The 21,405-nt window shown below is 64.9% G+C and carries 21 protein-coding genes and 1 tRNA gene; 8 read left to right on the top strand and 14 right to left on the bottom strand.

Annotated elements, in window-relative coordinates; translation table 11 throughout:
• Positions 1–14 precede the first annotated feature (14 nt).
• Complete coding sequence (dinB, locus tag F562_RS0112210) at positions 15–1,202, top strand: DNA polymerase IV (RefSeq protein WP_018157252.1); 1,188 nt, start codon at positions 15–17, stop codon at positions 1,200–1,202.
• A gap of 188 nt (positions 1,203–1,390) precedes the next feature.
• Here the strand turns inward: dinB and F562_RS0112205 are convergent, their stop codons facing one another.
• From F562_RS0112205 to prpC, 7 genes are all read right to left on the bottom strand, one after another.
• Positions 1,391–1,879 (bottom strand): hypothetical protein, encoded by a 489-nt coding sequence (locus F562_RS0112205; protein ID WP_018157251.1) that lies wholly within the window; start codon positions 1,877–1,879, stop codon positions 1,391–1,393.
• Positions 1,880–1,895: 16 nt separating this feature from the next.
• Positions 1,896–2,579: a hypothetical protein gene (locus tag F562_RS19020; protein ID WP_156822640.1), complete on the bottom strand. Its 684-nt coding sequence runs from the start codon at positions 2,577–2,579 to the stop codon at positions 1,896–1,898.
• A gap of 363 nt (positions 2,580–2,942) precedes the next feature.
• The gene (locus F562_RS0112195; RefSeq protein ID WP_018157249.1) at positions 2,943–3,410 is read right to left on the bottom strand and encodes a DoxX family protein; all 468 of its coding nucleotides are present in this window, start codon (positions 3,408–3,410) and stop codon (positions 2,943–2,945) included.
• A gap of 363 nt (positions 3,411–3,773) precedes the next feature.
• A tRNA-Pro gene (locus tag F562_RS0112185) sits at positions 3,774–3,847 on the bottom strand.
• A 69-nt stretch (positions 3,848–3,916) separates the two neighbouring features.
• Entirely contained in the window at positions 3,917–4,780 is an 864-nt protein-coding gene (locus tag F562_RS0112180) for an isocitrate lyase/PEP mutase family protein (RefSeq protein WP_018157247.1), read from the bottom strand.
• Positions 4,781–4,787: 7 nt separating this feature from the next.
• Positions 4,788–6,266, bottom strand: a complete 1,479-nt coding sequence (locus F562_RS0112175) for a bifunctional 2-methylcitrate dehydratase/aconitate hydratase (RefSeq protein WP_018157246.1) — start codon at positions 6,264–6,266, stop codon at positions 4,788–4,790.
• Between the two features lie 46 nt (positions 6,267–6,312).
• Positions 6,313–7,458, bottom strand: coding sequence for a bifunctional 2-methylcitrate synthase/citrate synthase (gene prpC, locus F562_RS0112170; protein ID WP_018157245.1), 1,146 nt, complete (start codon positions 7,456–7,458; stop codon positions 6,313–6,315).
• Positions 7,459–7,588: 130 nt separating this feature from the next.
• Between prpC and F562_RS0112165 the strand changes: the two genes are divergently transcribed.
• Complete coding sequence (locus F562_RS0112165) at positions 7,589–9,025, top strand: short-chain fatty acyl-CoA regulator family protein (RefSeq protein WP_018157244.1); 1,437 nt, start codon at positions 7,589–7,591, stop codon at positions 9,023–9,025.
• Here the strand turns inward: F562_RS0112165 and F562_RS0112160 are convergent.
• Positions 9,022–9,957, bottom strand: coding sequence for a metallophosphoesterase (locus F562_RS0112160; protein WP_018157243.1), 936 nt, complete (start codon positions 9,955–9,957; stop codon positions 9,022–9,024). The genes F562_RS0112165 and F562_RS0112160 overlap by 4 nt on opposite strands.
• A 71-nt stretch (positions 9,958–10,028) precedes the next feature.
• On the opposite strand from F562_RS0112160, the gene F562_RS0112155 reads away from it, so the two are divergent.
• A complete protein-coding gene (locus F562_RS0112155) occupies positions 10,029–10,484 on the top strand; it encodes a GatB/YqeY domain-containing protein (protein WP_018157242.1) in 456 nt (151 codons plus the stop codon).
• 444 nt (positions 10,485–10,928) lie between these two features.
• On the opposite strand, the gene F562_RS0112145 is transcribed toward F562_RS0112155, so the two are convergent.
• Both F562_RS0112145 and F562_RS19015 read right to left on the bottom strand, forming a co-directional pair.
• A complete protein-coding gene (locus tag F562_RS0112145) occupies positions 10,929–11,396 on the bottom strand; it encodes a hypothetical protein (RefSeq protein ID WP_018157240.1) in 468 nt (155 codons plus the stop codon).
• Between the two features lie 317 nt (positions 11,397–11,713).
• The gene (locus F562_RS19015) at positions 11,714–14,047 is read right to left on the bottom strand and encodes a transglycosylase domain-containing protein (protein WP_018157239.1); all 2,334 of its coding nucleotides are present in this window, start codon (positions 14,045–14,047) and stop codon (positions 11,714–11,716) included.
• 258 nt (positions 14,048–14,305) lie between these two features.
• Here F562_RS19015 and F562_RS0112135 point away from each other — a divergent pair, with 258 nt between their 5' ends.
• On the top strand, positions 14,306–14,623 hold the full coding sequence (locus F562_RS0112135) for a WhiB family transcriptional regulator (RefSeq protein ID WP_018157238.1): 318 nt from the start codon (positions 14,306–14,308) through the stop codon (positions 14,621–14,623).
• Between the two features lie 6 nt (positions 14,624–14,629).
• On the opposite strand, the gene bagB is transcribed toward F562_RS0112135, so the two are convergent.
• Genes bagB through F562_RS19010 form a run of 3 tightly spaced genes read right to left on the bottom strand, consistent with a single transcriptional unit; the run spans position 14,630 to position 17,556 of the window.
• Positions 14,630–15,799 carry an ArsA family ATPase gene (bagB, locus tag F562_RS0112130; RefSeq protein WP_018157237.1) on the bottom strand — a complete coding sequence of 390 codons (1,170 nt, stop codon included), beginning with the start codon at positions 15,797–15,799 and terminating at the stop codon, positions 14,630–14,632.
• The gene (gene bagA, locus F562_RS0112125; RefSeq protein ID WP_026181233.1) at positions 15,800–16,771 is read right to left on the bottom strand and encodes an ATPase BagA; all 972 of its coding nucleotides are present in this window, start codon (positions 16,769–16,771) and stop codon (positions 15,800–15,802) included.
• Between the two features lie 11 nt (positions 16,772–16,782).
• Positions 16,783–17,556 carry an alpha/beta hydrolase family protein gene (locus F562_RS19010; protein WP_169333384.1) on the bottom strand — a complete coding sequence of 258 codons (774 nt, stop codon included), beginning with the start codon at positions 17,554–17,556 and terminating at the stop codon, positions 16,783–16,785.
• Between the two features lie 120 nt (positions 17,557–17,676).
• Between F562_RS19010 and F562_RS0112115 the strand changes: the two genes are divergently transcribed.
• The 4 genes from F562_RS0112115 to F562_RS0112100 are packed head-to-tail and all read left to right on the top strand — an operon-like array spanning position 17,677 to position 20,538.
• Positions 17,677–18,963, top strand: a complete 1,287-nt coding sequence (locus F562_RS0112115) for an NAD(P)/FAD-dependent oxidoreductase (RefSeq protein ID WP_018157234.1) — start codon at positions 17,677–17,679, stop codon at positions 18,961–18,963.
• A gap of 41 nt (positions 18,964–19,004) precedes the next feature.
• Complete coding sequence (gene sp36, locus F562_RS20805) at positions 19,005–19,163, top strand: Sp36 family protein (RefSeq protein ID WP_018157233.1); 159 nt, start codon at positions 19,005–19,007, stop codon at positions 19,161–19,163.
• Between the two features lie 8 nt (positions 19,164–19,171).
• Positions 19,172–19,636: a RidA family protein gene (locus F562_RS0112105; protein ID WP_026181231.1), complete on the top strand. Its 465-nt coding sequence runs from the start codon at positions 19,172–19,174 to the stop codon at positions 19,634–19,636.
• 5 nt (positions 19,637–19,641) lie between these two features.
• Entirely contained in the window at positions 19,642–20,538 is an 897-nt protein-coding gene (locus F562_RS0112100) for an NUDIX hydrolase (RefSeq protein ID WP_018157231.1), read from the top strand.
• Here the strand turns inward: F562_RS0112100 and F562_RS19005 are convergent.
• On the bottom strand, positions 20,535–21,371 hold the full coding sequence (locus tag F562_RS19005) for a lysozyme (protein ID WP_018157230.1): 837 nt from the start codon (positions 21,369–21,371) through the stop codon (positions 20,535–20,537). The two genes, F562_RS0112100 and F562_RS19005, sit on opposite strands and share 4 nt — an antisense overlap.
• Between the last annotated feature and the right edge of the window lie 34 nt (positions 21,372–21,405).

The raw sequence follows: 21,405 nt of genomic DNA, 5'->3' as shown, positions 1-21,405 counted from the left end.
GGAAGGCTGCGCCTATGCCCGGCGACGCGACGATCTTGCACGCTGATCTCGACTCGTTCTATGCCTCCGTCGAGCAGCGTGATGACTTCTCGCTTCAGGGGCGCCCGGTGATTGTGGGCGGCGGTGTGGTGCTGGCGGCGAGCTATGAAGCCAAGGCCTTTGGGGTACGCACCGCGATGGGCGGGCGCCAGGCACTTCAACTGTGCCCGCAGGCTGTCGTGGTTCGGCCGCGGATGTCGGCCTACTCCGCGGCGAGCAAGGCGGTGTTCGAGGTCTTCCACGACACGACGCCGATCGTGGAGGCCTTGTCGATCGACGAGGCGTTCCTCGACGTCGGTGGCCTGCGGCGTATTTCGGGGACGCCGGAGCAGATCGCACATGCTCTGCGCACGAATGTCGCTGAGCGGGTCGGGCTGCCGATCTCGGTGGGAGTGGCGCGTACAAAGTTCCTGGCGAAGGTTGCCAGCGCCTCGGCCAAACCCGATGGGCTGCTGGTCGTGGAGCCTGACCACGAGCTCGACTTCCTGCACCCGTTGCCGGTCGAACGTCTTTGGGGTGTCGGCAAGGTGACGGCCGCGAAATTGCACGCGGCTGACGTACGCGTCGTGCGGCAGATTGCCGACCTCCCCGAAGCGCGGCTGGTGGAGTTGCTCGGTCCGTCGGCTGGCCGCCACCTGCATGGACTTGCGCTGGGGGTTGACCCGCGGCCGGTGCGCGCGCGCACCCAGCGCCGGTCGATCGGTGCGCAGTCGGCGTTAGGGCGGCGTCGGCGTAGCGCGGCGGAACTGGACGGGGTGCTTGCTGGTTTGTGCGATCGAGTGTGTCGGCGGCTCAGAACAGCGGAGCGTACGACCCGTACGGTGACCCTGCGGCTGCGCTTCGATGACTTCACCCGGGTCACGCGCTCGCATACCCAGTGGCATCCGACGGACCGCACCGAGGAGGTGTTGCGCAGTGGGCGGGATCTCCTGCGGGCCGCGATGCCCATGATTGAGGAGCGCGGAATCACGCTGTTGGGTGTGGCGCTCGGCAACTTGGACTACGACGCCGGGCAACTCATCCTGCCGGTGGGGGAGCCCGACACCGGGGCACTGGACGCATCGGTCGATCAGGTACGCGATCGCTTTGGTTCCGGGGCATTGACCCGCGGGACCTTGGTGGGCCGCGAACTTGGTCCCTCCGTTCCGCTCCTGCCGGACTGACATGCACACCGCCTCCCCGATGACCCCGATTCCTCGCATGACAACCGGAAGCTTCCGGCGACTGGCTCCTCCACGGGCTCTCGCACGCGGCGATGAACGCTGATCTCCCCCGACAAATCCATGTGGGGTGACCTTCCGCCTCATTCGAAACTGATCGGCAACCGCGCTACAGGACCGAAATCGCGCTTCTAGTTGCGGAGGTTCGCGAACGGTAGGCGTCCGAACTCGGTCGTGAACTTACGGAGCATCGCACTCTCGACGAGCGCCGGCTCCACGGCAGTCTCTTTCCAGCAAACGAGCAAAGTGTCGCTCTCCTCGAGCTGCCAGATGAGACGACCACCCTTGTGCCCGACCGGCTCGCCATGTCCAAAGCGACGGAACTCGTCGAGCCGCTTGCGCAGACCTCGTCGACCAGTTGCACCACCAGATGCTTTGCCGATGTAGACGACCTCCGAGCCTGGAACCCACTCGGCATCAAGTCGCTCACGGGAGACGCTTGGGTCCTCCCCCTTGAACCGTCCGCCGGAGCTGCTCAGTAGGAACTCGGGTTCGCCAACGGGCTGTCGAACGACGGCGTACACCCCCGGCACCGCCGGGACCTCTGCTCCCAGCAGATCACCAAAACGCACGAAGCCACTGAAGCCGTCGCCCTCGAGGCCTTCCCTGGTCCACTCCATCGCCTTAAGGTCTCACTCAACCGTCGACAGCCGCGACGACATAGCGGAACTGGTTGCCTTTCGTCTGTCCGCTGCCGTAGTCGCTGAGGTTCGAGAACTCACTCCACAGCATCGGGAAGCGTCCCCTGAGCGTGCGGGTGTTTCCCGGGTACATGTCGTTCGCCCACCGGAGTTCGCCGGCCAGCTCCACGCCTTCATGTATCCGAAAGGCAGCGTCGTTGGTCGGATGGCGTCTGGTGGGAGCAGACCAGTACGATTCGTCGTTCGTCAGGAAGATGACGAAGGCGGTGCCACCATCTGTTTGGGACCAACGCTCAAGGCGAGAGACGTCGTTGACGAAGTACCTGCGGCCGAGGTCTGCTGCGGAGTGGTGCAGGAGTTGAACGTCTTCCCCGTCGACGCTTCCGGACCATCTCCGCGTCTTGTACTTGAACTCAATCGCAGTGAGCCCGCCTCCAGCGGCGTCGCTGCAGAAGAGATCAACGACGGTGCGCGGGCCGAGATCCGATGAACCGATGACCCTGTACGGGATCTCCAGGCGGGCGTTGAGGCTCGTGTGCATTTTCACGAGCAGCTGCGCGAAGGCATGCTGGAAGTCGGCTTCTGAGTGAAACACTGGCCGCTGACGGGAGAGCTCGGACATCACCTCGTGAACTTGATCGAGGGTGAGTGCGCCGGGCTTGCTTGGTGTTGCTGCCATGAGGATGGCACCTCCGTTGGTGTCCGCCTGTCGCTCGGCAAGCTCACCGTGCGTTGCTGTCAGCACAATAAACCGTTGCGTCCGGACAGCCGCGTTGCTGTCAAAGCTGCTGTCAACACCGACCTGGAGACCTTCCCCTAGAGGAAACTTCTCCGGCCTGACCTGCAGTGGGCCCGGAGGGATTCGAACCCTCGACCCGCGGATTAAAGCCATGGGCAGTTGGGCCGATCGACAGTGGCTGGCGGACTACGAGCGAGCTTGCGCCCCATACGCCGTCTGTCGGCTGGTGCGGGCCAGCACCAGACCCATGAGCGCCCGGGCGTGGGTCATCACTGATCTGCACGACGAGCGAACTCGCGTCGCCTATCCGGATTTACCACTGGCCTGTGGGTCTGCGGCGGTCGCAGCCTGGCGTCGGCGCCACCACGTCCACGCACCCGTGCACCACAGTGCCCAGGCTATGAGCAGCGGCTGGAACAGCAGACGGATGGCCCGGCCCGAGTCCGTGGTCAGGCCGAACGCGTCGCGCTGCTCGACGAACTGGCTGATGTTCCCTGGAAAGACCGCGACGAAGAGTGCGGCGACGGCCCACCCAGCCCAGGCCCGAGTCGGATTGCGCCAAGACAGCAGTACGGCAGCGCCAGCGATGATTTCGATGACCCCCGAGGCGACGACGATGAAGTCGGCATCGCCGGGCATCCACGGTGGTATCTGTGCGTAGAACTCGGTGCGTGCAAAGGTGAGATGCGCTAGTCCCGCGAAGAGCAAAAAGCCCGCCAACACGACTTGGGCTGTCCCTCTGATCCAGGTGGTCACGCTCAAGGTTCCCACGACAGTCACCCATCAAAGAGGTGAAGGTTGGAGGTCAGCTAGGTCAACGCTCGGCTCGAGGCGCCGCGTCCTGTGGCTGGTAAAGACACGGTCGCGCCGGTGGTGGCCGACCTCATGGCTGCCTCGGCCAGCACGAGAGCAGCGAGACCGTCGTCAAAGCTGGGCGTCGGAGCACTCTTGTCTCGGACAGTGCTGACGAGTCTCTCGATGGGAGCGAACTCACACGTCTCGTGAATGAGGAGTTGGTGGTGCAAGCGCGCTCAATGGACCGCGGTTGCACCACCAGAGGCAGGATCAGGCCACACCTCAAAACAAAACGGCCTCTGACCCGCGTTTTCGCAGGTCAGAGGCCGTTTCAGACGGTCGGGGTGACAGGATTTGAACCTGCGACCTCTTCGTCCCGAACGAAGCGCGCTACCAAGCTGCGCCACACCCCGTCTCACGCCCCACAGGGCGCGAGAGCACACGATACCCGCAGTGGTCGGGTCCGATGAAATCGGGACCAATCAGCTGCTGTAGCGCTGGTCGAGCGCGTCCCAGGCGTCCTTGTCGACGAGTCGCTGACGCTCCGCGAACGGGATCACCAGGTTGTCATCTTCGGTGATCTGGCCGTTGTCGCGCAGTGCGGTCAGGGCGCCCTGCATGCCATGTACCGCGCCCTGCAGGGCGGCGTTGGCGTAGAGCACGATGGCGTATCCCGCCTCGCCTAGTTCGGCGGCCGAAACGATCGGGGTCTTGCCGCCGATCACCAAATTGGCGATGAGCGGCTTGTCGAGCAGGCCCGGCAATGCCAGCAACTGTTCCCGGTCCTTGATCGCTTCCACGAACAGGATGTCGGCGCCAGCCTCACCGAAGGCGCGGGCACGCTCCACCGCAGCATCGAAGCCGTCGACCGCAGCCGCGTCGGTGCGGGCCATGATCATCAAATCCTGGTCGGTACGCGCCTCCACCGCAGCCTTGACCTTGCTGACCGCTTCTTCACTGGACACCACGGCCTTGCCGTCGAAGTGGCCGCACCGCTTGGGATTGACCTGGTCTTCGAGCTGGATGCAGTCGGCGCCGGCGCGTTCGAGCACCTTGACCGCGTGCCGCACATTAAGCGCGTTGCCGAACCCGGTGTCAGCATCGACCAACAGCGGAAGGTCGACCGCATCCCGGATGCGGCCGGTGTGCTCGGCGATCTCGGCCAGGCCCATGAAGCCCTGGTCGGGCAGGCCGAGCGACATGTTGGTGACGCCCGCACCGGTGACATAGGTCGCCTGGAAGCCGAGGTCGGCGATGACCTTGGCCGACAACGCGTTGAACGACCCGGGGACGACCAAGCCAGAACGCTGTTCGGTCAGGGCGCGCAGATCTGTACGAGTCGACATCAGGTGCTCACGCCCCCTGCGAGTCGTCGGTGACAAACAGGTCGACGTACTCGTGCGCCGGTGTGCTTATGAGCTTTTCGTGGTCGAGCGAGACTGCCAGGATGGCTTCCTGCTGTGCGCTGTCGAAGCGGCGGGCCAAGTTGGTGCGGAACTTCTGCTCGAGCAGCGGCCAGCCCTCCTCGCGGCGACGGCGGTGCCCGATCGGGTACTCGACGACGACCTCGTCCAGCACGGTGCCGTCCTTCAGCGTGACGGTGAGTGCGTTGGCGATGCTGCGCTTTTCGGCGTCGTGGTAGTCGGTCGTGAAGGCCGGGTCCTCCACACAGGTGATGCGCTCGCGCAGTGCGTCGATGCGAGGGTCGGCCGCGACGTCGTCCTCGTAGTCGGCGGCGGTCAGGCGACCAAAGATCAGCGGCACGGCGACCATGTATTGGATGCAGTGGTCGCGGTCGGCGGGGTTGTTCAGCGGACCCTGCTTGTCGATGATCCGGATGCACGCCTCGTGCGTCCGGATGCTCACCGATTCGATGTCCTCCGCGCTCTTGCCCGCCTCATCGAGCTGGGCCTTGAGAGTATGCGCGGCTTCAACAGCGGTCTGGGAGTGGAACTCGGCCGGGTAGCTGATCTTGAACAGCACGTTCTCGGCGACATAGCTGCCGTATTCACGCTGGAAGGTGAAGGGCTTGCCGCCGAAGCTGACGTCGTAGAAACCCCAGGTCGGCGCGGTGAGCGCGCTCGGGTAGCCCATTTCGCCAGTCTTGGAGATCAGTGCCAGGCGTACGGCGCGGCTCGTCGCATCGCCCGCGGCCCAACTCTTGCGGCTGCCGGCGTTGGGCGCGTGCCGGTAGGTGCGCAACGACTGCCCATCGACGAACGCCTGCGACACCGCGGCAAGCGTCTGGTCTCGGTCGAGGCCAAGGAGCGACGACACGACCGCCGTCGTGGCGACCTTCACCAGGATGACGTGGTCGAGGCCCACCTTGTTGAACGAGTTCTCCAACGCGAGCACGCCCTGGATCTCGTGCGCCTTGACGACACCGATGACGACGTCCTCCATCGTCAAAGGCGCCTTGCCCTCGGCGACGTTGGTGCGGGACACCCAGTCGGCAACGGTCAGGATGCCACCCAGGTTGTCGCTGGGGTGGCCCCATTCGGCCGCCAGCCAGGTGTCGTTGAAGTCGAGCCAGCGAATGAGCGCGCCGTTGTCGAACGCCGCCTTCACCGGGTCGAGTTCGAACGAGGTCCCGAGCACTCGCGCGCCGTGGGGAACCGTTGTCCCCGGCACGATCGGCCCGAGCATCTTGACGGCTGCGGGGTATTCGAGGGCCTCGAGCCCACACCCGATGGCGTCGAGCACGATGTTGCGGGCCGTGTTGAGTGCGATGTCAGAGTCGATCGTGGCGTCACGGGCGTAGTCGACGATGTCGACGATGACGTCATCCCACGTACGGCCGGTGGGAGCGGAGGTGTCAGATGCTGCAGTCATCGGAGCCAATCTTTGTCTTGGGCTGGGGAGAGAGCGGCGTGGCCTATTAGACCCGGGCGTCGAGCGGAACGAACGTCTGGGGGTCCGGGCCGATGTAGTTGGCGCTGGGGCGAATGATCTTGTTGTCGGAACGCTGCTCGACGACGTGCGCCGCCCAGCCGGTGACCCGCGAGATCACAAACAACGGGGTGAACATCGCCGTCGGAATGCCCAGCGCCCGATAGCCCACCGCGCTGAACCAGTCGAGGTTGGCGAACATCTTCTTCTCTTCCATCATCACCGACTCGATCCGGTCAGCGACATCGAACATGCGACGGTCCTGGTTGGCCTCGGACAGCTCGAGCGCAACGTTCTTGATGATCGAGTTGCGCGGGTCGGAGGTCGTGTAGACCGGGTGGCCGAATCCGATGACGACCTCGCGCTCGGCGATGCGGCGACGGATGTCTTCCTCGGCCTCATCGGCGCTGTCGTAGCGCTGCTGAATAACGAGGGCTGCCTCGTTGGCGCCGCCGTGCTTGGGTCCGCGCAACGCGCCAATGGCTGCGGTGATCGCGGAGTAGATGTCCGAGCCGGTGCCAGCGACGACGCGGCCGGTGAAGGTCGAGGCGTTGAACTCGTGCTCGGCATACAGATTGAGCGAGGTATGCATCGCGCGGACGGCCTCATCGGAGGGCGGCGTGCCGTGCAGCAGGTGCAGGAAGTGCCCGCCCACGGACGCGTCGTCGGTCTCGACGTCGATCCGACGCCCATGGTTGGACCAGTGGTACCAGTAGAGCAACATCGAGCCGAGCGAGGCAACGAGCCGATCGGCGATGTCCCGAGCGCCGGCGACGCTGTGGTCCTCCTGCTCCGGAAGCGCGCAGCCCAGCACTGACACACCGGTCCGTAGTACGTCCATGGGGTGGCTCGCGGCCGGCAGTGCCTCTAGTGCGCCGCGTACGGCCAACGGAAGGCCGCGGTATGCCTTCAACTGCTTGGTGTATTGCTCCAACTGGGCGGCCGTCGGGAGCGTCCCGTGGATGAGCAGGTGCGCAACCTCCTCGAAGGTGCATGCCTCCGCCAAGTCGGTGATGTCGTAGCCGCGGTAGGCCAGGTCGTTGCCGTGACGTCCGACCGTGCTCAGCGCGGTATTTCCCGCGGCCACGCCGGACAGTGCGACGGACTTCTTAGGCTTGGGCGTCTCGGTCGTCATGGCGACTCCTCGGTTCGTGAATGGGACTCTTCACAACATATGCACTGTGATTGGTCTGCGAAAGCCCAGACGCAGTGCGAAAATCGGACAGTTCGATGCTCCAACTTGTAAAGATTGTGAAGGTGGCTCTATGGCGACCAGTGACCTTGCGGGCTTCGTGGTGCGCCGGGAGCGGGAGCGGGCCGGGCTGAGTCAGGCTGCACTCGCGCGCCGGGCCAGCATCTCGGCCAGCTATCTGAACCAGATCGAGCACAATCGCCGCGCGCTCACCCCGCACGTCCAGCTGCGGCTCGCTGAGGTGCTCGGCATCGAAGCGCAGGCGTTGTCGGCCGATGAACAGGCGCGCACTGCCGCGGCTCTGGTCGACCTGTTCGCTGCGCAACCGGAACTCACCCGGCCCTCCACGTCTGACCTTCGGGCGGTCGCCGACCAGATGCCCGACGTCGCCGACGCGATGTTGCGGCTGGGCGCGACTCGACGCCGTGACCTGGGGCGCATCGAGGCACTGGAGTCCCGGCTCGGTGACCAACGTGGCCCGGTTGCCTCCGTGATGCCGTACGAATCCGTGCGCGACTACTTCGCCCACCACCGCAACTATTTCGACGAACTTGACCGCGATGCCGAGGCCTTGGCCGATGAGCTGGGGCTGGTGCCGCGGCAGCGCTACGACCAGTTGAGCCGGCACCTGCACAGCCTTGGTGTCGACGTGCTGGAACGTCCGCGCTCGCTCGTGAAGGGCCAGCGACGCTTCGATCCGGACGGCCGTACGCTGCTCATCGCCGACGAACTGCGCCCAGACCAGAAGGCCTTTCAGGCCGCGAGCCAGATCGCACTGTTGCGGGTGTCAGGTCTCATCGATGACCTGGTGACCGACGAACTGATGGAAAGCCCAGTCACCCGTCGCCTCGCACGAATCGGCCTGGCGAACTATTTCGCGGGGGCGCTGGTCTTGCCGTACGCCGATTTCCTCGCGGCCGCGCAACGAGTTCGCTACGACATTGACCTGCTGTCGCAGCGGTGTGAAGTGAGCTTCGAGACGATCTGCCATCGCCTCAGCACCCTGCAGCGGCCCGACAGCCGAGGCGTGCCCTTCGCACTGGTCCGCGTGGATCGTGCCGGCAATATTTCTAAGCGGCAGTCGGCGACGCCATTCCACTTCTCGCAATCGGGAGGTACCTGCCCGTTGTGGACGGTCTACGACTCCTTTTCCCGGCCGGACGAACTGTTGCGGCAGGTGGCCGAGATGCCCGACGGGCGCGCCTATCTGTGGGTCGCGCGCACGGTCACCAGCACCGTCGGCGGCTTTCGCGCACCCAACAAGACGTTCGCCGTCGGCCTCGGGTGCGACCTGGCGTACGCCTCTGAACTGGTCTACTCCGATGGTCTTGACCTCGATGACCCGCGCGCGCGAACACCCATCGGCATGGGTTGCCGAGTCTGCGAACGACCCGCCTGCCCGCAGCGCGCCTTCCCCTTTGCGGGGCGGGAACTTCAGGTCGATGAAAACCGGGCACAGCTCTTTCCGTATGTGCACGAGCCGGAGCCGCGCGACCCCTACGCAGGCTAGGCCGAGCGCGGCACCAACGTCAGGAGCGAGGCTTCCGGGCGGCACGCAAACCGAACCGGCGCGTACTTGCTGTGGCCTAGTCCCGCGGAGACATTCATCCACGACGCGTTCTCCGGTGCGTGGGCGGAGCGCTGACCGTTGGCCCCGGGCCACCAACGGGAGACGCCCTTCGCGCGGCGCAGGTCGAGATCGCAGTTGGTCGCCAAGGCGCCAAAGCCGGGTACGGCCACCTGCCCCCCGTGCGTATGCCCAGCCAGAATGAGCCGTGCGCCATCGGCACTCATGGGGTCCAGCACATGTGTGTACGGCGCATGCAGAACGCCAAGGGTGAGACCCGCACCCGAGTCGGCGCGACGGGAGACCTCGGCGTAGCGATCCCGACCAATGTGCGGGTCATCCACGCCCACCAGATCCAGATCGACACCGCGCACGGTGACCTCGGCGCGCTGGTTGTTCAAGTTGGTCCAACCCTGCTCAAAGCCCGCGATGAGGCGATCGACGGGCAAATTGGGTTCTGCTGAATCACCGGGGCCGTTGTGGCCACCGATGAGATACCGGAACGGGTTCTTGGGGACCGGGGCGTAATAGTCGTTCGACCCGAGGACAAAGACGCCAGGCACCGCCAGCAGAGGTTCCATGGCATGCAGCACCGCGGGTACGGCATCCGGATCCGAGCAGTTGTCCCCGGTGTTGACGACGAAGTCGGGAGACAGGCCAGTGAGCGAACGGACCCAGTCGGTGCGGTGTTGTTGCCGGGGGACCAGATGCAGGTCGGATAGGTGCAGCACCCGGATCGAGCGTGACCCAGGGGCCAGGACTGGAAGGACCGCGCGGCGTACCGCGTAGAGGTGACGCTCGACCAGCGAAGCCCACGCAAGGCTGGCTGCGCCGACGCCCACGGTGGCGGCGGCAGCACGTTGCAGAGATGGCATGCGAGCGATCTTCGCAGGCTCCCCTGAAAATCCCGTCTGCAGTGTCGGCTTCGGTAGGAGACAATCACGGCATGAGTGACCTCAAGAGCCAACTTCGTTCCGACCTGACCTCCGCCATGCGCGAACGCGACCAGGTGCGCACCGCTACTTTGCGGATGACTCTGACGGCGGTGAGCAACGCTGAAGTGTCGGGCACCGAAGCACGGGAACTCTCCGACGACGACGTCTTGAAGGTCATCACCAAGGAAGCCAAGAAGCGCCGCGAGGCGGCCGAGGCGTACGACGGCGCGAACCGCCCAGAACTCGCCGACGGCGAGCGCAACGAACTTGCCGTGTTGGAGGGCTACCTCCCCGCACAACTCGATGACGCCGAGCTCGACCGGCTCGCCACCGAGGCGGTCCGGGAATCGGGTGCGACCGGCATGGCACAGATGGGTCAGGTGATGAAACTCGTCCAGCCCAAGGTGGCCGGTCGCGCCGAGGGCGGTCGGATCGCGGCGGCCGTCAAGCGAGCGCTCGCGGGTTGATGACGGCCGTCCTGCCGCGGGAATCATCTGAGGCTTCCGGTGCTTCACGCGCGAGGTCATCGCCCGCATCGGTGTCGACTTACCAGTTCTTCATCCGCTCGAAGGGAAGCAGTATCACCATTCCGATAACCGCGGCATACACTGCGGCAGCCACGAGGACACTGGTTGGCGTCTCCCCAACTTCATCCCGCACAAGCATCCAAACCGCGTAGCCGATGGGCGCAAGGGTAAGAAGCGCGCCGTACGTAGCGTGGCGACCTACGTCGGAGTTTGCGCGCGCAGCCAAGTCCGGGTTAGAGCGAACGGATTCAGGCACATAGTCGTACCCGTCTTCAGGGGAGCACACGAGCCCGCGTCGCGCGGTGATGAGCATAAGACTGCATGCGACCAGAAGTAAACCAAATAGTGCAAGTAAAATGAAAGGCACCGCTGAACTCAATGGGGCTACCGGATGTACTTAATAATGAACGCCGCGACCAGTTCGACGGCCTTCTTCTTGACTGCCCCCGGAAGGACCTTCCATACGAAGCCGCCGATTTCCCCACCGATGCAGCCAATGATTGCGTTTCGGACGTAGTCCGTGCCTTCGCCTCCATTAGCAACGTCGTCGATCACCGAGGTTGGCACGCTCGCAAGCGCTCCCTTGGCGCACCACGCGGCGGCACCAATAGCGACTGCCGCGATCGGGAAAGCCCTTGATGCCGAGTTCTTCGCCTGAGTGCGGGAAATCTCGTCGAGAGTGGGTTTCCCAATCCTTTCAAGGAACCGAATCTGCTCTTCGGTGATTGCAGTGCTTGCGTTTGAAGCATTTGCCGCCGGAGAAGTTGTGATCGATGATGCCTGGGCGACCGAAGGTGTGACCATGGCAGACAAGGCGACGATCGAAGCAGTTGCCAGAAATTTTGAGCGCATTATTAAATCCTCCCGAGATCTGTATAACGGGAATCAGTTTAGGTTTTCCTGCGCTGGAGTGTCAAGGGATAGCGGAGGAGTAACTTGGCGCGACGGCAGTACTGGATATCGACGCCACGTTCGTGATTGCCATAGCGAAACAGATGCTGCGGCCGTATCCAGGTGGACCTTCGGAGTGCACCCAGACTGGGTTGTGGTGGGACAACACCAGCGAGTTCCTAACTGGCGACGTCACCGGGCTGGCCTGCTTCGAGCCAAGAAGCGCCGGATCGCGGCGGCCGTTAAGCGAGCGCTTCTCTAGCCCCGAGGACGGGGGATCACTCTGAATCGCGGCTGTATTGAGCCGGTGTCAGCAGGCGCACTTGGGTGCCTGCCTTCACCTCGGTGCCGGCCTTGGGGTTGGAGCCACCAACTGCGTTGTCACCCCACGGCCCGATGGGCACCAGTCCGACGGCCGATAGCGCTGACTGGGCCTGGTCGGGCGTCATGCCTGCCGTGTTCGGCACTTGGACCTCAGTGTCGCTGTCCGAGTTCTGAGCTATGGAGCCGCTTGGCTTGGGGAAAGACTTCTTCGGTGTCCCCTTCAGCGTGGCGTCCATGATCTCCTTCCACATCGGCGCGGCAATGGTGTCTCCGAAGATGAAGTCCGGGTAGTACTTGCCGCCGAGCGAGATCCCCTTCATGGGCTTCTGGTTGTTGGCGCGTCCGACGAACACCGCTGTTGTCAGTTGTGGCGTCGACCCGACAAACCAGGACGCGATGGCGTTCTGTGTCGTTCCCGTCTTGCCGAAGGCGTCCCGACCGCCTGCAAGTTTGACCTTGCGGGCGGTGCCGAGACGCTCAGTGAACGGCGCGTGGAAGAGCTGCGCTGTCCCGCGCGCGACGTCCTTGCTGAGGACCTGCTTGCACGGCGCGACCTCGACGGGTACTTCCTTGCCCTGGGCAGTCTTGATCGCACGCACTGGGCGCGGGGTGCACTCTTTACCGTCGGCGGCGATGGTCGCGTACGCGTTGGCCAGCGCCAGCGGCGAAGAACTGTCGCTGCCGAGCACGATGTTGGACGGGGTGGCCTTGATCGGGGCGCCGGTGGGCCGGGTCAATCCCAGTTGGGTCATGGTGTCGCGCACCTTGCAGGCCCCGAGCTCGCCGGTGAGTTGCGCAAAGGCCGTGTTGACCGATTCACCGGTGGCCCGGTCAAGTTTCATCGGCCCAGCGGGCGAGGCGTGGGAGTTGCCGACTTTCCACAACTCGCTTGACCCCAGACCGCAGTCGTCGTTAAACAAGCTGCGGGTGAAGACTGCGCGAGGCGACCCCTCGTCGCTCTTCGCGGTCATCCGGGGCACGTTGATCGTGGAGTTGATCGAGCGACCTTGCTTCAGGGCTTCGACGATCGCGAAGATCTTGATAGCCGACCCGACCGGGAATCCTGCCGAGGTACCGCCGGAGGGTGCGGAGTAGTTGACCGAAGTCTTCCCCGAACCTCCGGAGTTGCTGTATTCGGTGTTCTGGCCGATCGCCTGGACGAGTCCGGTGCCCGGCTCCACCATGACGGCTGAGGACTGCACGTCCTGTGCGTTGCCAACCGGAACCCGCTTCTTGATCTCCCGGTCGATGATCGCCATCTTCTTCGGGTCCAGCGCGGTCTGGATGATCAAGCCGCCACTACGCAGCTTCTGCATCCGTTCCTTGGGCGTCTTGCCCAGGGAAGGCTGCTGAGACAACCAGGTCTGGACGTAGTAGCAGTAATAGGCGTACTTGGCGGATGCGCAGCTCTGGTCAGTCCGCCCGCCCTCCTTGAGCCCCAGCGGGCTGGCTTTGGCTTTTTCGCCCTCGGCCGGCGTCACCATCTTCTGCTCGACCATCCGCTGGATGACGACATTGCGGCGAGCCTTGGCTGCCTCAGGATTGCGGATCGGGTCCGTGGCGCCGGGGCGCTGAACCACGCCCGCCAGGGTGGCGGCCTGCTGCAGGTTGAGCTTGGCGGCCGAGACGTTGAAGTAGTTGCGAGCCGCAGCCTCGACACCGTAGGTCTGGTCGCCCATATAGACGGTATTGAGGTAGCCGCCGAGGATCTGGTCCTTGGTCATCTTGGTCTCGAGCGAGACCGCGAACTTCAGTTGCTGCAACTTGCGCAGGTATCCCTCGGTGCCGGTCCGCGACACGGCATCGGCGGCTGCGTCCTTGTCGCCACGCTTGAGCGCCTGGTCCTGCAGGACCACCTTGACGTACTGCTGCGTGAGCGTGGAGGCGCCCTGGGTCGAATCGCTCACCGCGTTAGAGGCAAACGCCCGCATGATCCCCTCGGGGTCCACGCCGCCGTGCTCATAGAACCGGTGGTCTTCGATAGCCACCTGCGCCTGGCGCATCACGGGCGCGATCTTCGACATCGGAACCACGATGCGGTTTTCGTCGTACGGCGTCGCGATGGTGCTGCCGTCGATGGCAAGGATGCGGGACTGCTGGTTGAGGGGGTTGACCTCCAACTCGCCCGGCAAGTTCTTGAACATCGAGACGCCCTCTTTGGTCGCCTGGCCCGTGGCGCCGACAGCAGGCAAAACGAGGCCAGCACCCAAGAGACCGAGGACCACGGAGGTCGCGACGAAGGCTCCAAGCAGGCTGAGCACCTTGGCGACACGCGATTCTGACGGCATAGCTCCAGCGTAACCCGCGACCCTGGCGACTCCCTGGACACAGATCTAGGCGCGCCGGAAGCACATCTTCGACCGCCGAATACACATCTCAGACCCTTTTGGGGGTGAGGAAGGCAACTAGTTCATAACAAATGACCTTGTGCACCCCTCCAAGGGTTGGTGATCTGGGCCACACCTTCGTAGAGTCACCTCGGGACCTCTCCCGTGGGGGAGGCATCCGGATGCCCGTCCGGATGACATGACAGGAGGACCAAGACGATGACAGCAGTGCTGCCAGACCCCAAGGTGTGGGACGCGAATTGGACGGCTCGGGCCGTATGCCGAAACGGAGCGCCCGATGAGTTATTCGCCAAAGGAGCGGCGCAGCAATCTGCGAAGGTCATTTGTCAACGGTGCCCGGTGGTCGCCGAGTGCCTCGCGGACGCACTCGACAACCGCACCGAATACGGCGTGTGGGGCGGCATGACTGAGCGTGAACGCCGCGCCCTGCTGCGGCGCCGCCCGGATGTCCCGTCGTGGGCCAGCCTGTTCAAGGCCGCGCGCGCCGACGAACTGGCCGAAGCCAAGGAGCGTTGATCCTCCCTAGTCTCCGGTGAGGTAGCCGCCGATCTCTCGTAACTCGTCGACGTCGTTGATGTCGTGAGCGCCCGTCGGCACCTGAACCAGCGGGATAGTCGGGTGGGCTGCGATGAATCGGCCGATTGCCGCCGCATGGCGGCGTCCGAGGTCATCGAGGTTGGCGTGCAAGCGCAACAGGCTGGCGGTGTCAGCTGCGCTCCAGGTGCCAGATCCGTTGTCTTCGGATCCTTCCAGCGACTCAGCGGCGAGGATGGCCCGCGAGCCGGACAGCGATGGCACATAAGTCATCTGCACCCGGTTAGCCACCAGGCCGGCCAGGGGCATGTCCTCCTCGGCGAGGCGCTCGATGAAGTAGGACGCCTCGCGCAGCGCGTCCCGGTCGGGGGTGGCGACCACGACGAAGGCGGTCCCGGGGTCCTTGAGGAGCGCATAGGTGTGGTCGGCGCGCTCGCGGAACCCGCCAAACATCGTGTCGAGCGCGGCGACGAAGGTCTGGGCGTCCTGCAGGAGCTGGGCACCCAGAATCTTGGTCATCGCGCTGGTCACCGCCGACATGCCGACCGACATGACCCGGACGTAGGCCCGGCCCCCGACCCGCGCCGGCGCCATCAGCAACCGGATGAAGCGGCCGTCCAGGAACGACCCCAGGCGCTTGGGGGCGTCCAAGAAGTCCAGGGCTGAACGCGACGGCGGAGTGTCGACCACGATGAGGTCCCAGCGCGGCTGCCCTTCGACCTGCTCGGCGATGAGTTGGCCGAGTCGCTCCATGGCCATGTATTCCTGGGTGCCGGCAAAGGAACTGGATACCGCTTGGTAGAAGGGGTTCGCGAGGATCTGTTCGGCCTTGTCCGCGTCCGCGTGAGTCATGACGACCTCATCGAAGGTCCGCTTCATGTCGAGCATCATCGCGTCGAGGCTGCCACCGGCTGAGGTGTCGATCGTGGTGACCGCGGTGGGCTCGTTGCCCATCTCTTCCAGGCCGAGCGCCTGGGCAAGGCGTCGTGCGGGGTCGATGGTGAGGACGGCGACGTGCCGCCCGGCCTCAGCGGCGCGTACGGCTAGCGCGGCCGCGGTGGTCGTCTTGCCGACGCCGCCAGAGCCACAGCACACGATGGTGCGCAGGTCGAGGTCGCCGAGAAGGTGGTCGGCATCGAGGGGAGGAGCCGTGTGCATCTAGACCAGTCCCTGCTCAGTGAGTGCTTCGCCAAGTTCGTGCAAGCCGCCAGCGTCCATGCCGTGTGGCAGAAGGGGGAGTTCGTAGGTCGGCAGCTCCAGCTCGGCAATCCGCTGGCGCTCGCGGCCCTCCAGATCGAGCCGAGCTGAAAGGTCGCGCCCGGCCTGGGTGAGGCCGTCGACCAAGACCGGGCCGACACGTAGGCCCGCGTTCGTGAGGTCATCGACGAGCGGTGCTGGCCCATCCGGCTCGTGCAGCGCGTCCATGGCCTCGGAGCGCAGCGGACTCTCGCGCACCTGGTTGACGATCACGGACCCGACGGTGAGGTGCATGGCGCGCAGTTCCTCGACGGCTTCCAGAGTTTCTTGGACCGGCATCTCTTCGAGCAGCGTGACGAGATGGACCATCGTGCGTGGCGAGCGCAACATGGTCATGATTGAGTCGGCCTGCTGGCGGACAGGGCCGACCTTGGCCAGGTCGGCAACCTCTTCCCCGACGTTGAGGAAGCGTCCGATGCGACCGGTGGGCGGAGCGTCCAAGACGACGGCGTCGTAGGAGCGCCCGCGACGCTTGGTTGGCGTACGCCCCACGGCTTCATAAACCTTGCCGATGAGCAGGACGTCCCGCGCGCCAGGAGCGATGGTGGTGGCGAAGTCGATCACGCCGAATCGCTCCAGAAGTCCGCCCGCGCGACCGAGTTTGTAGAACAGGTGCAGGTACTCCAGGAGGGCGCTCTTGGCATCGACGGACAGCCCGACGACTTCACCGTCTCCCCAACCCCGCGCGATGCGTACCTCCTCGGCCCCCAACGGCGGGGCATCGAACGTCTGGCTGATGCCTTGGCGGCCCTCCACCTCGCACAGCAGGACGCGTTGTCCTGCCCGGGCCAACGCAGTGGACAAGGAGGCGGCCACCGTGGTCTTCCCAGTGCCGCCCTTTCCGCTCACGATGTGGAGCCGCGGGCCTGTCATGCCATCGGAGCCTACGTGGTGAGTGTGGTGGGCGAAGGTGGTCCCGCCGAGGTTGCCTCGACTACCCGTCCCCACGCTGCCGACTCCGGATCGATCACGTCGTAGTGACCTGCCCCAGCCACGGTGTCGAGACTGACGTGGGCGCTTCCCACGTGGTCGACGTAGGCACGGGAGACCTCCAGCGGAACGATGGTGTCGGCGCGACCGTGCACGATGCGCACCGGGGCCGGTGGCTGACCACACCGTGCGGGGTCGGCGGCCAGCCACTCTGAAGGAGCCTCGTCCGGTGCAGACCCCATGAGTGCCTGCGCTGCCCCGTCGCCGAGATTGAGGTCGTACGTCCGCCTGAGGTCCGCGCACGGCGCGAGAGCCACCGTTCCGAGGAGTCCGTCCGCAACAGGGTGGTGTTGCAACCAGAGCGCAAGGTGCCCACCGGCGGAATGACCCATCGTGAGCAGCGGGTCGGGCAGGTCCGCCTCGTGCCGAATGGACCTGGTCGCGCTGACCAAGTCCTCTCGCATCTGGTTCCAGCCACCGCGCGCCGCCCGGCGATATTCGACGACCGCAACGTGAAAACCGTTACCTGCCAACGAATCTGCCATGGCAGCGGTATGGGCACGGTCGTAGGCGGGGCGCCAGAACCCACCGTGGATCAGCAGGACCGTCACCTCGCGCGGGCGCCGCGGCTCGCGTACGTCGTAGACCTGATCAGGGTCTTGGCCATACGAAATGGTCCGGGCCGGAGCGGAGGCGCAAGAGCCCAGCCGCTCGAGTCGAGTGCTCACCCGAACGACCCTACTGGCGCGTTGGAGGTGAAGGATGACACGCTCGCTGACGTGCAGCGGCCATAGCGGCACACGGTTCCCGGACAACGGCGTTCGGGGTGGCTTTGAGAAGAGGTATGCATGGCACAGGTGGAGCGTCTTCGTCCAGTGGCGGGGAGCGGTCAACCACACGTCGTGGTGATCGGCGGCGGCATGGTCGGACTATCGACCGCGTGGTTCTTGCAAGAGCACGACGTGCGGGTCACCGTCGTCGAGCGCAGTGGGATCGCAGCCGGGAGTTCCTGGGGCAATGCCGGATGGCTCTCACCCGGACTAGCGGTACCCCTATCTGACCCCTCGGTGCTGAAGTACGGCCTGAAGGCTGTCCTTGACCCCGACTCGCCGCTCTACCTCCCGCTGAAGCCAGACGCTCAGCTCATGAGGTTCCTTATCGGGTTCGGACGACGGTGCACCCCGGGCCAGTGGATGGCCACCATGAAGAAGTTCGTGCCGGTGAATAGCCGCGCCCTGAGTGCCTTCGACCAACTGGAAAACGGTGGTGTCGAGGCGACGTCCCACGAGGCGCCCATCATGGCCGCCTTCCTGCGCGCGGGCGACGCATCCGGGCTTGAACACGAGATTGAGCTCATTCACGATGCCGGCCTGGAACTGGAAACCAGCGAAGTCGATAACGCAACGCTGCGGGCCAGCCACCCGATCGTGTCCGATCAGGTCGAGAAGGCGATCCGCATTGCTGGCCAGCGCTACATCGACCCCGGCGCTTATGTCGAGGCGCTGAGCGCCTCAGTCGCAGCACGCGGCGGTCGCATCGTCGTCGGATCCAACGCGCACGCCCTCCGGCACGGCCCGCGGGGTGTCACCGTTGAGATGGTCTCTGGTGAGCCGATCAGCGGCGACGGCGTCGTGCTGGCGACCGGCACGTGGTTGCCCGACCTGGCGCGCGATTGCGGCGTCCGGGTTCAGATGCGCGCCGGCCGTGGGTACTCGATGTCGGTGGGCATTCCAGAAGAGGGCCACCGCCCCGTCGCGGGCCCGATCTACTTCCCGTTTGAGCGGGTGGCCTGCACGCCGTACGGCGACCGGTTGCGCGTAGGCGGGACCATGGCCTTCGAGCAGGCCGATGCACCCCTGTCGATTGATCGCGTCGACGCGATCGTGAAATCTGCGCGCGGCCTCCTGACCGGTGTCGACTTCGAAGATCGTCGGGACGTCTGGGTGGGGTCGCGTCCGGTGACCGTCGACGGGTTGCCCGTGGTGGGCCAGACGGCCGTACCGCGGGTTTGGACCAATGGTGGTCATGGCATGTGGGGTATCACTCTTGGCCCACTGACCGGCAAGATGCTCGCCGACCAGATGGTCACCGGTCAGGCCACCCCAGAGCTGCAGCCGTTCAAGCCAACCCGCTGACCGCGCCGCGCGAGGACGACCCACGTCGGTAGCGTGGCCCCATGGCAACGAAATGGGAGTACGCAACCGTCCCCCTCATGATTCACGCGACCAAGCAGATCCTCGACCAGTGGGGCGAGGACGGATGGGAACTGGTGCAGGTGGTGCCAGGGCCCGACGGGAATGGTTTGGTCGCTTACCTCAAGCGAACGAAGGGATGACTGATCTGATGTCGACCGTTGAGCAGAACCTCGCCAACCTCGAACTGAGCGTGCCCGAGGTGGTCACGCCGGTGGCGGCCTATGTCCCGGCGCTGCAGCAAGGCAACCTGGTGTATACCTCCGGCCAGTTGCCGATGGTTGACGGAAAGCTCGTGACCGAAGGCAAGGTCGGCGCTGAGGTCACCGCCGAGGAAGCAAAAGACCTCGCGCAGGTCTGTGCGCTCAACGCGATCGCTGCGGTGAAATCCGTGGTGGGTGATCTTGACAAGGTGGTCCAGGTGGTCAAGGTCGTCGGGTTCGTGGCGTCCGACCCCGCCTTCAGCGGCCAGCCGCAGGTCATCAACGGCGCGAGCGAACTCCTCGGAAAAGCGTTTGGCGACAAGGGTATTCACGCTCGCTCCGCTGTCGGTGTGGCCGCCCTCCCGCTCAACGCACCCGTTGAGGTCGAAGTCATCGTCGCCGTTCAGGACTGATCGAGATGAGTGCGACCGACCCGGGTGCTCGCCCTCGCGACTTCCGGGTCGGCCGCGGGCTCTCCGAGAAGGCCAGCGCCCACCTCGCGAACCCACGAGAGCAGGTGGACATCGTGCCGCCGCGGCTGGCCTCGACGGTTCTGCTGGTCCGCGACGGCGAGCCTGACAGCGCATCCAGTGGCGCCTCTGGTGTCGAGGTCTTCATGATCCGCCGGGTGCCCACGATGGAGTTCGCTCCCTCGATGTGGGTTTTTCCGGGCGGTGGCGTGGACGCGCGGGACGCCGAGACCGCGATCCCGTGGGCAGGCCCGTCCCCGCAGGAATGGGCGGCGCGGATCGATGTCGCCGAACCCGTCGCCCGGCAACTCGTCATTGCGGCCGTCCGAGAAGTCTTCGAAGAATGTGGGGTCCTGCTAGCAGGGCCCCACGCCGACTCAGTCGTCGGAGATCTCACAGCAGCCGAGTGGGCTGCCGAACGAGCTGCGCTCCTGGCCAAGGAACAATCCCTCGCCCAGATGCTGTCGCGGCGGAAGTTGGTCCTGCGCTCGGACCTGTTGTCGTTGCGCGATCACTGGGTGACGCCACCCTTTGAACCGCGGCGCTACGACACCTACTTCTTCGCCGCGCTGCTCCCCACGGGGCAGATCGCTGATGATGCAACCACCGAAGCCGATCAGGTGGCTTGGGTGCGTCCCGAGGACGCGCTCGCCAGAGTTGCCGCACAACAGGACCGCATGATGCCGCCGACCATCGTCAATGTGGAGCGCGTCGGACGGGCCCGCAGCGCCGCCGCGTTCGTCGCTCATCAGCCACAGGTGCTCCGCGTGATGCCAGAGCCAGTGGTTGAGGGCGACTCAGTGGTGCTGCGGGCCCAGCTGCCGGAAAACAGCGAGCCGACCTAGCCCTTCGCGAGTGCCTTGAGCCGAGTGAGGTCGCCATTGAAGACGTCCTGATCCATCGGCGTATCGGTGTACTGCCAGAAGGTGTAGGTGCTCCACCCCGCGGGCAGGGTGCCCACCGTGGAGTTGTAGCGCGCGATCCACAGGGGGTTCTTTGCAAAGGCGCTGGAGTTTCCGGTGCACTGCTTCCACCAATTGGTGTTGGTGTAGATCACGGCGTCTCGACCAGTCAGTGTCTTGTAGCGCGCGGTGAAACTTTTGATCCAGGACACCATCGCCGAGGCCGACATATCCCAGCAGTCATTGCCTTCGTATGGATTCCATTCGATATCGAGGACACCAGGAAGAGTCTTGCCGTCGCTGCTCCAGCCGCCTCCATTCTTGACGAAGTAATCGGCTTGGACCGAGCCGCTGGAGTCCGTCGGGTTGGCGAAGTGGTACGCGCCGCGGATCATGCCGACGTCGTGCGACCCGTTGTACTGCTGGGCGAAAGTCGCACTCTTGTTGTAGGTGCCTTCCGTTGCCTTGACGTAGGCGAATCGGTGGCCGAGGCCCCATTGGGCCTTCCAGTCGACGTTCCCCTGCCACTTGGAGACGTCAATGCCCTCAACTGACGCGGCAGCGGCGCGGCCCGGGCTGGTTTGGCTGCTGGACCGTTTGGGTTCGGCGGGGTTGTTCCAGCCCATGAAGGCGTCACCTTCTTGGGCGATGCCGGCACGCTCAGCTTCTGACTTCTGATGGGGCTCAACTGTGCCGCCGGTTGCGGATGTGGTGGATGCGAAGGTGAATGTCAATGCGGTGGCCAGGGCAGCCAAAGTCGGACGGGTGATATCCATGCGAAACACCTCAAATGGAAGGGACGGGATCCCC

The organism is Demetria terragena DSM 11295 (assembly GCF_000376825.1).
GTDB lineage: Bacteria > Actinomycetota > Actinomycetes > Actinomycetales > Dermatophilaceae > Demetria > Demetria terragena.
This window is presented reverse-complemented; position numbering and strand designations above follow the sequence as displayed.